The sequence below is a fragment of the Erysipelatoclostridium sp. DFI.2.3 genome (genome assembly GCF_019132535.1).
In the GTDB taxonomy this organism is placed as follows: Bacteria; Bacillota_I; Bacilli_A; order Erysipelotrichales; family Erysipelotrichaceae; genus Clostridium_AQ; species Clostridium_AQ innocuum.
Window position 1 is genome coordinate 170,764 of the sequence record NZ_JAHOOJ010000001.1, and the last position, 12,704, is coordinate 183,467.

14 protein-coding genes are annotated in these 12,704 nt (G+C 41.0%); 13 read left to right on the forward strand and 1 reads right to left on the reverse strand.

The genetic code is table 11. The features are described from left to right. Positions 1-62 precede the first annotated feature (62 nt). The 3 genes from KSZ58_RS00905 to KSZ58_RS00915 are packed head-to-tail and all read left to right on the forward strand — an operon-like array spanning position 63 to position 2,800. Positions 63-437: a GntR family transcriptional regulator gene (locus KSZ58_RS00905; protein ID WP_009270224.1), complete on the forward strand. Its 375-nt coding sequence runs from the start codon at positions 63-65 to the stop codon at positions 435-437. Continuing rightward, positions 430-1,323 (forward strand): ABC transporter ATP-binding protein, encoded by an 894-nt coding sequence (locus tag KSZ58_RS00910; RefSeq protein WP_009270225.1) that lies wholly within the window; start codon positions 430-432, stop codon positions 1,321-1,323. Before KSZ58_RS00905 ends, KSZ58_RS00910 begins: the two co-directional genes overlap by 8 nt. Beyond that, positions 1,283-2,800 carry a membrane protein gene (locus KSZ58_RS00915; RefSeq protein WP_009270226.1) on the forward strand — a complete coding sequence of 506 codons (1,518 nt, stop codon included), beginning with the start codon at positions 1,283-1,285 and terminating at the stop codon, positions 2,798-2,800. Before KSZ58_RS00910 ends, KSZ58_RS00915 begins: the two co-directional genes overlap by 41 nt. A 262-nt stretch (positions 2,801-3,062) precedes the next feature. Here the strand turns inward: KSZ58_RS00915 and KSZ58_RS00920 are convergent, their stop codons facing one another. Then, complete coding sequence (locus KSZ58_RS00920) at positions 3,063-3,998, reverse strand: PD-(D/E)XK nuclease family transposase (protein WP_009270227.1); 936 nt, start codon at positions 3,996-3,998, stop codon at positions 3,063-3,065. Positions 3,999-4,361: 363 nt separating this feature from the next. On the opposite strand from KSZ58_RS00920, the gene rpmE reads away from it, so the two are divergent. The 10 genes from rpmE (at position 4,362) to KSZ58_RS00970 (ending at position 12,703) form a co-directional block, all read left to right on the forward strand. Further along, a complete protein-coding gene (gene rpmE, locus KSZ58_RS00925; protein WP_002607019.1) occupies positions 4,362-4,565 on the forward strand; it encodes a 50S ribosomal protein L31 in 204 nt (67 codons plus the stop codon). A gap of 210 nt (positions 4,566-4,775) precedes the next feature. Next, positions 4,776-5,369, forward strand: a complete 594-nt coding sequence (locus KSZ58_RS00930) for a thymidine kinase (protein WP_008818276.1) — start codon at positions 4,776-4,778, stop codon at positions 5,367-5,369. 402 nt (positions 5,370-5,771) lie between these two features. After that, a complete protein-coding gene (locus tag KSZ58_RS00935) occupies positions 5,772-6,236 on the forward strand; it encodes a PTS sugar transporter subunit IIA (protein ID WP_008818277.1) in 465 nt (154 codons plus the stop codon). Then, complete coding sequence (locus tag KSZ58_RS00940) at positions 6,236-6,520, forward strand: PTS sugar transporter subunit IIB (RefSeq protein ID WP_002607023.1); 285 nt, start codon at positions 6,236-6,238, stop codon at positions 6,518-6,520. Before KSZ58_RS00935 ends, KSZ58_RS00940 begins: the two co-directional genes overlap by 1 nt. A gap of 12 nt (positions 6,521-6,532) precedes the next feature. Next, complete coding sequence (locus KSZ58_RS00945) at positions 6,533-6,817, forward strand: PTS sugar transporter subunit IIB (RefSeq protein WP_008818278.1); 285 nt, start codon at positions 6,533-6,535, stop codon at positions 6,815-6,817. Positions 6,818-6,849: 32 nt separating this feature from the next. Continuing rightward, positions 6,850-8,229, forward strand: coding sequence for a PTS galactitol transporter subunit IIC (locus KSZ58_RS00950; RefSeq protein ID WP_002607025.1), 1,380 nt, complete (start codon positions 6,850-6,852; stop codon positions 8,227-8,229). 2 nt (positions 8,230-8,231) lie between these two features. Next, a complete protein-coding gene (dhaL, locus tag KSZ58_RS00955) occupies positions 8,232-8,903 on the forward strand; it encodes a dihydroxyacetone kinase subunit DhaL (protein ID WP_009270228.1) in 672 nt (223 codons plus the stop codon). Then, positions 8,887-9,885, forward strand: a complete 999-nt coding sequence (locus KSZ58_RS00960) for a dihydroxyacetone kinase subunit DhaK (RefSeq protein ID WP_008818280.1) — start codon at positions 8,887-8,889, stop codon at positions 9,883-9,885. The genes dhaL and KSZ58_RS00960 overlap by 17 nt, the downstream gene beginning before the upstream one ends. Positions 9,886-9,962: 77 nt before the next feature. Beyond that, complete coding sequence (locus KSZ58_RS00965; RefSeq protein ID WP_009270229.1) at positions 9,963-12,041, forward strand: BglG family transcription antiterminator; 2,079 nt, start codon at positions 9,963-9,965, stop codon at positions 12,039-12,041. Beyond that, positions 12,035-12,703 (forward strand): class II aldolase/adducin family protein, encoded by a 669-nt coding sequence (locus tag KSZ58_RS00970; protein WP_002607029.1) that lies wholly within the window; start codon positions 12,035-12,037, stop codon positions 12,701-12,703. The genes KSZ58_RS00965 and KSZ58_RS00970 overlap by 7 nt, the downstream gene beginning before the upstream one ends. Position 12,704 lies beyond the last annotated feature (1 nt).

Here is a 12,704-nt window from a genome sequence, read left to right on the forward strand (position 1 = left end):
ATACGAATACCATGATAGTGTATTACTGTATTTAGTACACTAATACACTGGAGGTGCAATTGATGTTTGTAATTGACACGCAAAGCAAGCTTCCGATATTTGAACAGCTGAAAAAGCAAATACTGGAGTTTATCACAATTGGTATTCTATCACCAAATGACAAACTTCCTTCTGTTCGTGCCATGGCTTCGCAGATTGGTGTAAACCCCAACACGGTTGCGAAAGCCTATCAGGAGCTGGAAGAGCACGGATATATTTATTCGGAGAAAGGAAAGGGATGCTTTGTGGCAGACAATGAATCCGATAAGCTGATACGGGAAGAAAAGCTGAAGGACTTTAAGGGAACAGTTCTTGATATGAAGCAGCATCATATCGAAAAGGAAGCGCTCTATAAAGTGGTGAATTCCGTATATGAGGAGGGAAAGGATCATGCTTAAAATCAGGTCACTGACAAAGAAATTTAAAGAAAAGACCGTGCTGATGGATGTAAACCTGGATATTCACAGCGGCAGTGTTTTTGGTCTGATCGGTCCCAATGGTTCAGGTAAATCCACACTTCTGAAAATTATGGCCGGTATTATGAAGCCGGATCTGGGATGTATCTGTATTGATGATGAAAGGGTATTTGATAATCCCAATGTGAAACGTGATATTCTGTTGATCAGTGATGATCCGTTTTATTTCTTTAATGCCACGTTAAAGGATATGAAGGAATTTTACCGTGTATGGTATCCAAATCTCAATGATGAAATCTACGAGAAATATCGTGCTATCTTTAAGCTGGATGAAAATAAGACACTGAAGAATTTCTCCAAGGGTATGAAGCGTCAGTCCTTTATCGTTCTGGCACTTGCAATTTCACCAAAATATCTGTTTCTTGACGAGGCATTTGACGGTCTGGATCCGGTGATGCGGCTGACCTTTAAACGGGCAATCAGTAAAATGATCGAGGAAAAGGAAATGACTGTAATCATATCCAGTCATAATCTGCGTGAGCTGGAGGATATCTGCGATACATTCGGTATCTTGGAGGATAATACGATTCGAACTGCCGGCTATGTGGATGAAACGAAGGAAAATATCCACAAGATTCAGCTTGCGTTTAAAGAAGAAAAACGTGAAGATGATTTTAAGGCACTGGATTTGCTGTCGATGCATGTGCAGTCGCGTGTAGTGAATCTGGTTGTTAAGGGAGATATTGAAAAAATTAAAAATTATTTGAATACGATGGACCCTCTGATGATGGAAGTGCTGAATGTCAATCTGGAGGAGGTCTTCATCTATGAAATGGAAAAGAAGGGGTATGGTGTTTATGATGAATGATTTTAAGGCCTATCTGCGCTATTATGTAAACAGCAATAAACGGCTGTTGATACTGGTTTTTATCATTCTGTTTCTGATAATGCCATTCTTCACCTTTAATTATATGGGACTGCCACGCGGCCCGTATTCACTGGATACCTTTTATATGGGATTCATTGCTCTGGGAGCGGCAACCTGTGCTGGAGGCTGTATCCTGTCATATCTGTTACCAATATATAATTTTCGCTATTTGTATAAGAAAAGAAGTCATGAGATGTACTTCTCTTTACCGATACAAAGAAAGCATCTGTTTCTATACAACTATATCAGCGGGCTGCTTGTCGTACTGGTCCCGTTGCTGATGAACTATCTTCTGGGCTACTTTATAATGCTGGGGCTCGGATATCGGGAGAGACCGCTCTATATGCTGATACCGTTAATCTTCTTTCTCGGTTTATCCATCCTGCTTTTGATTCAGTATTCCATTTTCACCTTTTTAAGCGTGAAATGCAACAATCTGATTGACAGTATTCTTGTCAACGGTGCTTACGTTGTCATGCCGTTTATTGTCATGCTTTCCGCGACGATTTTCTTTAGTAATCAGATAACGGCAATTCTTGGAGATATCGGCGCATCACCAAGTGAATTTATCAATATGGGAATGATCCAGATGCTGCTTTCCATGCCGAGTACAATATATGCCTTTCTATTTAATATGATAGCTTCCATGGCGTCGGAAATGCATAGAATTGATACTCTGATAAACGCATTTAACTGGCTGTACTTTCTATATTGGGGAGTCATCGGTGTGCTGTGCTTCTGGTTTGGCTGGAAATCCTTTGTGGATAGAAAGCCTGAGGATGCAGAGCAGCGAACTGTTACCTTATTCGGATACCCGGTGATTATCACGGTTATCACCTTCTGTATGGTTTTATTCGTCATGAATATCAATGGCGGTGTCGTTGTTCCCAGCCTGATTATACTGGTTGCATATTTTTGTATGATATTCTTCTCCAATCGAAAGATACAGATAAAAAAGCTTCACGTAATCGTATTTGCATTGCTTTATATCGGAACCTTCGGCTTTAGCTATATGTATACGCAGACAAAAGGGCTGGGGATGGTAAAGGAATTTCCATCGCTGACAGACATGGTGCGTGTAAATATTGATGTGAATGCATCTTCTATTGAAAATGATTCCGCTATGCAGTTCTATGATGCGAAGAATAAAGAATATTATGATGGGTATGGTACTTCTGTTCAGGATGAGGAATCCATGAAAGATCTGCTGGATGTGCAAAAGGAAGTCAGTACTAGGAGTGTGAAGGAGTACTTTTATGATAATGCGTTTTATATCAGCATTTCTTATATCAAGCAGGATAACTTTCAGGTTTCTCGAAACTATACACTAAAAATGAATAAAAAGAATAAGGACTATCTACAAAAGCTGATGGAAGAGCTGAAGCATACGGAAAAATTCTCTGTTATGCAGCATTGAGAAATGAGCTGAAAGTAAGAAAATCTTTCTTGCTGTTCATAGAAAGCATGAAGGAAAAATAAGTCATTCTTTTACCACAAAAGGAAGGCTTTGCTGTTGAATGAAAGGGGTTCTATTGCATAATAGAGTACACAATTCGCAAGGGGATTGCGATACCTCTTATAGTAAGCAAAAGGCTCTCAGCACTTATGTGTGCAGAGAGCCTTTTTGCGTTGTACATCTAAAACAGTAACACACAATGTATGTATTTACAAATGACAGCTTATATCGTCGTGTCGGACTTGCTTATTCGTTTTTTTACAGACTCGAAGGTATCACATTCCAGAACCAATGTGGATACTATATGCATTTGTTCCTCAGTTAATGCCTGCAGCCACATTGCGCAATCCTCATGAAACTTGATTTGCATCTGTCTGTGTAAGAGCTGCCTCTCTCCTTCCAGCTTACCTTCCATTTTTCCGGCAGCTTTTCCCTCTTCAAAGCTGTCACGCAAGCCGTTGCGGTAACGTGCTTCTCCCATTTGAATCGCCATTGCGGTTGACCATAGCTCATCATCCTTCTGCATTTCCTCGTACTTGTCCATGAATACCTTCACCAGCCTTTCCTTCGACTTCAGTATATCATTTTTTTTATTATTTTCAAACAGGTATATCAGCTGTTCAAAGTCATTCAGTCTCTGCATTTCCTTCTCCTTTACAATGTCATTGATTGCCGGCATATGAACAAAGGTGCGAAGGATGAGTGGGTAGTAGCTTTCATTCTCTCCCTGCTCATTGCGCATCTGATACTGATTGATCAGATTTCTGTTGTTCCATGCATACTCATCAATGAAGATAATTTGATAAACCGGCTTTAATTGATCATAAAGCTCACCGCTTTTCAGCTGATTGTTCAACGCTCTGGCACCGTAAAATTCAAAGCGCATCATTTCCGCTAAACCTTTGTAGGTTGTCTGCATCTCGATATTGAAATGACGGTTTTGTTCATCCTTCACGTGGACATCCAGAATGATGCGCTTCTTTCCGATGATGCCCGGGTCCAGATTCGGATTGAGGACGGTGCTTTCCTTTACCTTGATTCCGGTAACACGTTCAATGATGGTGTTGCGGGCGTACACAGAGCCTTCATCCTCACGGGAAAGGGCGTACTTAAAAAATAGATCGTTACTGTAGTTGAGTTGATTCCTTGCATTTGACATTTATATGTCCTCCATTCTGTAAGGGCTCCTTACCCCCTTCTATACGTATGGAATCTGTCAAATTCCTAAAGAATCCACGAATAATTGATAAAATTTGTTATTTTTCACGTTAAAAGGAATTCAACTATACTGGCATTGCTTTTAAAGGATTTCCTTAGCAATATGCAATACGATTTTTTATTTTCAAATAGTAAATGAAAATCATCTGATGGTCCTGCGATTCGCAATGTCTCACACGAAATATTTCATGTATTTCTTATGTGAATTTACTAAAAACCTATTGCTTTCGCAGAAACTTATTGCTATAATTGTATAGCACTTACTTTAAACCCACCTGAGGTTTAAGGCGGAAGGAGAGTTAAAATGAAAAAAGGAATTCATCCAGAGTACCACCGTATTATGGTAAAATGTACTTCTTGTGGAGCTGAATTTGAAACTGGTTCAACCAGCAAAGAGCTGCGTGTTGATACTTGTTCAAACTGCCATCCTTTCTATACAGGACGTCAGAGATTCGCTGCTGCACAGGGACGTATTGAAAAATTCAACAAAAAATACGGACTTAAATAACAACTACAGTGGAAAAGGGGCATATGCCTCTTTTCTTTTATAGTTTTACAGGTATTATATTTTCTGAATTACAGGAATTGGATAAAGGTTTACCTAAAAGCTGAGATATAGGATGAAAGAAAATGAAAGTTAAGTAACAGATGTAAATTGCACATACTGGAATCACTTTATGATATAATACAAATCGTAATGTTAGTGAGGAGTGTCGTTATGTATCAGCAGTATAAGGAAGGATGGCTGGAGGTAATATCCGGCTGTATGTTTGCAGGAAAGACAGAGGAGCTGATTCGCCGGATCAAGGTACTGGAATATGCGAAAAAGAAAATCGCCGTATTTAAACCGAAAATCGACGATCGCTACAGTGAGGAATGTGTTGTATCGCATTGCGGAAGCACGGCAAAAAGCTTTGTGATAAACCGTGCGCATGAGATTTTTGATTACATAGATGACAGCTATGATGTAATTGCAATCGATGAGGTACAGTTTTTCGATGAAGAGATTGTAGAGATATGCGATTATTTTGCAGATCATGGAAAGCGTGTCATGGTTGCCGGGCTGGACATGGATTTTCGCGGGGAGCCGTTCAGTGTCATGCCGCAGCTGTTTACACATGCGGAATTCGTTACAAAACTGACAGCGGTGTGTACAATATGCGGAGCACCTGCCACAAGAAGTCAGCGGCTGATTGACGGCAGAGCCGCCCGCTATGATGATCCAATCATTCTGGTGGGAGCAAGTGAGCAGTACGAGGCAAGATGCCGTCATTGCCACGAGGTGCCGGGGAAGCCTTTGATCCATAAATAAACAGAGATTTACTTAAAGCAGATATGTCGAATCGGATATATTTGCTTTTTTTAATATCCTCATAAGGTATGAGCTAATGCGTGGCTCTTTTTTTCACACGCATGTCCTATTGCTTTTATCTATTCAGAATATAGACTTCCTGTAAATTTCCAATTAAAAGCTATGTACCGGCATTTAATCATTGCCGGTGAATGTACTTTCGTACTTGCTGGTATCTCATTCAAAGAGAATCGTTTTATTTTTTGCACAACGTGAATGCTCATCATAGTGATGTGCAAACGTATATCCAAACATAGTACCTAACAATTCTTGTGAAAACGGTTTCGATAAAATATACTTATTTTGTAAGGAAGAGCTTGCGCGCAAATATGATTTTCCTTTAACAAAAGGAGGTTTGATAAGATGAATGATACATTGATCTGTGATGAGCTTTGTGAACTTGATTTAGATGTGAGAAGTACAGATGAGTTTTTTGAAGTCATGAGCAAAAAGGCTGTGGATCTGGGCTATGTAACAGAACAATTTCTATCAGCCATAAAAAAACGGGAACAGGATTATCCTACCGCATTGCCGGTAAAGCCTTATCCGGTTGCAATACCGCATTCCGATCCCATCAACATCGTGAAGCAGTTTATTGCACCTGTTCGTTTGAAAAATGCAATCAGCTGGTGTGAAATGGCGAACAATGACAGCATCCTTTCGGTACAAATTGTGTTTCTTCTGGGCTTTAAAAGAGAAGAGGGACATGTGGAAATTCTACAGCTGCTGCTGCAGAACTTTCAGAACGAGGACACGATGGAAAGCTTGCTGAAGGCCGCAACAAAGGAAGAATTTCTGGAAATAGTGAAGCAAATGGAAGGACTCTAATGAAAAAAGTAATCGTTGCTTGTGGGAATGGGGTTGCAACCTCTCAAACAGTGGCTTTTCGTATCAATCGCATGCTGGAAAAAGAGAACATCACCAATGTCAGGGTGGAGGCAGTGAACCTGCGTTCTTTACAAAGAGAGCTTCATGGAGCTCTTGCCTATATCGATATTACAAATAGTCATATGGATTATGGAATTCCTACTGTTAACGGACTTGCTTTTCTCTCAGGAGAGCATAAAGAAGAAGCGTTTCAAGAACTTATCAAAATCATAAAAAACAGGTAGAAGGAGAACATTATGAAAAAAGTAATCGTGGCTTGCGGAAGCGGAGTAGCTACAAGTCAGACAGTGGCATCAAAGGTAAATCGTTTGCTGAAGGAAAAAAACGTTGATGCAAAGGTAGATGCCGTAGATTTAAAATCGGTAGACCGTTACCTTGTAGATGCTGCAGCATATATCACAATAACAAAGGTCACAAAGGAATACCCAATCCCTGTGATCAACGGTATCGCATTTTTGACAGGCATGAATCAGGATGCGGAGCTGAGTAAATTAATTGAGGCAATAAACAACGCAAAATAGAACTTTGAAGGAAGAGAAAGAAGGGAAATATAATGGAAATTTTATCAGATGTTGTTAATTATCTATTAAGCTTAGGCGCAGCAATCTTTGTTCCTATTATCATTATCATTGCCGGTTTGATTGTTAGAATGAAATTGAAGGATGCAATATCCGCAGGTATTACACTGGGGGTAGCGTTTACCGGGATGACGATGCTGATCAATTTTATGACGGGGGCAATTTCACCGGCTGCGGAAGCGATGCTGAAAAATACAGGGATATCTCTGCCAATCGTAGATGGTGGCTGGACCACAATGTCAACCATTTCTTGGTCCTGGCCATATGCGTTCCTAATGTTTCCACTCATGATTGTCATCAATATAATCATGCTGGTTATTAAAAAAACAAATACATTCAATGCGGACTTATGGAATGTCTGGGGTAAGATTTTTACAGCGGTTGGCGTTGTGGCAATTACCGGCAGCGTACCGCTGGCATTTCTGGTAGCCGCCATACAGATTGTATTTGAATTAAAAACAGCGGATGTGCACCAGCGCAGAATTGAAGAATTATCCGGTATTCCAGGCGTAACCTGTACACATAAGATGGTCCTGTTTGGAGCGTTGATGTATCCGATTGACTGCCTGTTGAAAAAGATACCTGCATTTAACAAAAAATTTGATGCGGCTGCATTAAAGGATAAAGTTGGTATCTTTGCTGAGAATCATGTATTGGGGTTTATTCTGGGCGTTATCTTCGGTTTGCTTGCTCAATATCCTGTCGCAGAAACACTGACGCTTGCTATTCAGTGTGCCGCAGCCTTAACGCTGTTCCCGGTCATCACAAAATATTTTATGCAGGCGCTGTCACCAATCAGTGAAGCGGTATCTGACTTTATGAATAAAAAATTCAAGGGAAGAACACTGCTTGTCGGTCTTGACTGGCCTTTCCTTGGCGGTTCCAATGAAATATGGCTGGCAGTCATCTGGTCTGTTCCGGTAACCTTGATCTGTGCAATGCTTTTACCGGGTAATGCGATACTGCCGTTTGCAGGAATCATCAATATAGCACTTGCTGTTCCTGCTTATCTTGTAACAAAGGGAAATCTTCCGAGAATGCTTATTTTATGCACACTTGGAGTTCCTGCGTTCCTGTGGGTAGGTACTGCATTTGCTCCCTTTATCACAGACCTTGCAAACACAACCGGTGCGGTAGCATTGAAGGCCGGCGAAATGATTTCCAATTCCTCGATTGACGGGCCGGTATTCACGTATGCAATTTCACAGGTATTTGATGTGATCAACGGCAACTGGATTCCGATTATCGTATTGTTTGTATGGGTTACCTGCTACGCATTCTACTACCGCGCATTAAGCAAAGAAAACAAGCTTGCCGAGGCGAAGGATGGTAATGCAAAAGCAGCAGGTGAGTAGGCATGTCTTTTACTAATAAAGAAGGTAAGCTTATCGTATTGAATATCATAGATACAATACAAAAGCATAAGGATTACCTAAGTGAAATAGATGGTGCAATCGGTGATGGCGATCATGGTATCAATATGAATAAAGGAGTAACGATCGCAAAGTCACAGGTGGATAAAAACGAGACATTAAGTGAAGCGCTGTGCACGCTTTCCTGTGTGCTTATGGAAAAAATAGGAGGATCCATGGGGCCTCTCTACGGTTCAATTTTTATGGGAATGCAGGCCGCATTGGGAAATGCAGAATACATTAACGGTGCAATCATTGAAAAGATGCTGAAGCAGGCCTATGACAATATTCAGATGATCTCACCGGCTAAGCCAGGAGATAAAACATTGGTAGATGTCCTTGCTCCTGCTGTTTCAGCGTATGCATCAGTCTTTGAAAAAACACAGGATACATGCGCTGCTCTTACAGCCTGCTCACAGGCTGCAGAAGAGGGGATGCAGGCGACCTGTGATATGCAGGCTAAATTAGGCAGAGCATCACGTCTGAAAGAAAAATCAATCGGTCATCAGGATGCAGGGGCAACCTCCTGCTGCCTGATTCTGCAGACATTCTGCTCAACGATAATAGCGTTGGAAAAAGCTTCACGAAAGGAGACTGGAGATGCAGCGATTTGTTAACGATCCGGACATGATTGTAGATGATATGTTAAAGGGGTATGTGAAATGTCATAAGGATATCCTTCATATCAGTGAAAAGAACGATCATGTAGTTGTGAAAAACCGGCAAAGGAAGCATAAGGTAGGAATCGTAAGCGGAGGGGGAAGCGGTCATGAGCCATGTTTTCTTGGTTATGTTGGCGAACACATGCTGGATGCCGTAGCAGTAGGAGAAGTATTTTCTTCTCCCCCTGCCACTGCGTTTCATCAGGCATTTTTAGAGGCTGATACCGGTGCAGGCGTTGCCTGTCTGTTTGGCAATTATGCCGGCGATAATATGAATGTGAAAATGGCAGTACAAATGGCGGCAATGCAGCAGGTAAATGTACGCTATGTTACGGCCAATGATGATATTGCAAGCGCACCGTTGGATGAAAAAGAGAAGCGTCATGGAATTGCAGGAAGTCTGTTCATGTGGAAAATCGGGTGTGCAAAGGCTGAGCTTGGCGGTACGCTGGATGAAGTGATCGATGCAGCACAGGCTGCTGTGAATGAAACCAGAAGCTTGTGTGTAGGGCTGACCCCCTGCTCAATACCTGCTGTCGGTCATGCTAATTTTGAGATTCAGGAAGGTACCATGGAATATGGTATCGGACATCATGGTGAGCCCGGGCTGATTGTAGAATCATTGAAAAGCGCAAAAGAAATCGCCGCGGTACTCTGTGAGAAAATAGAAGCAGATTTAAAGCTGAAGCATGGAGAAGAAATATCTGTCATCGTATCCGGGCTGGGCGGAACGCCAATTATGGAGCTTTATGTTCTTTATGATGAGATAGAGAATTATTTTACAGAACGCGATATTTCAGTCTATCGCTCCTTTGTAGGTGATTATGTAACCTCGTTGGAGATGAGTGGAGCTGCGCTGACGGTGATGCGTATGAAGGAAGAATTTAAAGAATTGCTGGATTTTCCTGTTGATACACCGGCAATCACTATAAAATGAAATTTGAGGAAAGCTGTGCGGATCGGTAGAGGATGATGCTGTCCTGCTGATCACGTTATTTATAAGGAGGAATCGCAATGTCGTTGGATGAAAGAGGCTTGAATATTTTAAAACTGCTAGTAAATAATCCGACGATCAGTGGTTCTCAACTGGAAAAAGAAGCAGGATTGTCACGAAAACAGCTTAGTTATTCTTTAGCAAAGATAAATTTTTATCTGAAGGAAAATGGATTTGAAGAAATCGGAAGAATGCGGACGGGGAAATTTATCATACCCCATAATGTTATCAATTCCTATAAAACAAATCAGTTCACCTTTGATGAAGGTGCGTATGTATTTATAGAAAAAGAGCGTCTTTACTTGATTGCCCTGATTCTCTTGCAGCATAAAGAGGAACTCAGCATTAACCATTTCACCTCGATCCTGAGGATTAGCAAGAATACGGTTTTGAATGATTTGAAAAAACTGCAGACGGTGATTTTACAGGAATTCGATTTGAAGCTATGGTATGATCGTTCCAAGGGATATTATCTGGTTGGCAAGGAATATGAAAAGCGTACGTTGATGATTCGCATGATTCAAAGCATCCTGCCGTTGCTGAGCGGAGAATCTATTCTGCTTTCCATACTTGAAATTGATGAGGAACGGATCCGGATGCTTTGTGCCGATGTAGAGGAAGTAGAAAAAACCTTGAAAGTACGTTATACCGATGAACGGATACGGGAGATTCCCTTTATCCTATATTTCATTCTTATTCGAATCGAGGCTCAGAAATTTCTGGATGTGCTTCCGGAGGATTATCAGCATATTGCAGGTACCAGTGAATATGGCTCTATTATGAATATCTTCGCTAAATATGATATCCAGAATACAATGGACAAATTATATCTGGTATCACAGTTTCAGATATCAAGTGTTAATTTTGAAGACAGCCGCAGTAAGAAATTTGAAAAGGAACTGGCGGAAGCGGCAGAGAAGACACTTGAGAATTTTGAAAATCTCGTCTGTATTCGTTTTCAGGATCGTAAGGCCCTGCTGGATGCTCTGATTCAGCATCTGAAACCGGCCCTTTACAGAATACGCTATCAGTATCATATCGAAGGCAATATTCTCAATATGATACTTCCTCATCATTCCTATCTATTTGAAATCACAAGACATGCAATGGTGCCGTTTGAGGAGATGTTCCATATTCTTATTCCGCAGGAGGAAATGGCGTATATCACCATCCTGTTTGGCGGGTGGATGACAAAGGAAGGAACACTGGATTTTCTTGAGAAAAAAAGAAGAGCTATTGTCGTTTGTACCAATGGTATTTCCATTTCCAATTTTCTGTTTCTGAAGCTGAAGGAGGCATTCCCTGAGCTTGAATTTCTTTGTTCTTTATCCTCACGGCAGTTTTACGAATACCATAAGGAATATGATGTTGTATTTGCTACCGTTCATCTTGATACAGCGGTACCACAATTTCTGGTAAAGCCGATTATGGATGATAACGATTTGCATAATCTTCGCAAAAAGGTGTTCAACGAGCTTTTGAATAAAACTATTTATGAGGTTAACTCAGCAAGTCTACTGCATGTTATTAGTAAATATGTGGATGTAAAGGACCGTAAAGGACTGTTGACGGCATTAAAAAGCTATCTTGGTGAAACCACGCAGGAAATGGTTCTGACAGAGCATTGCCATCAAATGGACACAAACAATCTTCATGATCTGTTAACACCGGAAACCGTGCATATAGCAGAGCATGAACTAACCTGGATGGAAGCTATTCAAACTGCATCGGAACCATTGCTGAGAAATGGCTGTATTACAACGAAATATATAGAAAATATGATTTACAGCGTCAAATATGATAAACCGATCTGGACGATTGCGGATGGTCTGCTGCTGGCACATGCAAGTGTAGAGGAGGGGGTTAATGCATTGGGCATGTCCCTTCTAAAGCTGCCGGAAAGTATTTGCTTCAATGGTTATATGGAAGCTGTTATCGTTGTCGTTATGGCAACACCAAATCGTGAAATTCATTTAAAGGCGCTGTATGCACTGATTGATATCGTAGAAAATGAAGAAGATTTTAATCGGATGAAGTCTACAGACTCCATTTCGGAAATATTAGATATAATATCTAAAGAAAGGTACGAGGTATGTTAGAGAATTTAAAAAAAGATGTATGTGAGATTGCGAAAAGAGCACAGCGTGATGGATTATGTAAGCATAAATCAGGGAATTTCTCAGCCCGTGATGTGAAAAGCGGCTATATTGTTATTACACCGACAAGTGTGGATCGTGAGCTGCTGACTCCAAGAGATATGATTGTGATGGATTTGGAGGCCAATGTCATTGAAAACCTGTCCGGTTTAAAACCGACAAGTGAATCGCTGATGCACATTACCATTTATAAGACCAGAAAGGATGCGAATGCTATTGCACATACCCATTCTATGTATGCAACTACGTTTGCATTATTAAATAAGCCGATTCCTGCTATCGTATATGAAGTCGCAAATATGGGACTTACAAAGGGACGCGTGCCGGTGGCGCCTTATGGAAGACCGGGGACGATGGAGCTGGCAAACAGTGTGGTTGATGCATGCATGGAAGCTGAAAGCTTTTTGATGGAAAGTCATGGCGCTGTAGCCTTTGATTCACAGGATATTTATGAAGCCTTTTTGAAGGCCGCTTATATTGAGGAACTGGCACAGCTTTATTATAATGCAGTTACTGTTTTACAGGGCAAGGAACCAAAATCATTCGCTCAGGAAGAATTACAGAAATGGGAATACCCAAAAGAAATCAAATTTCCGAAGCAGTGAT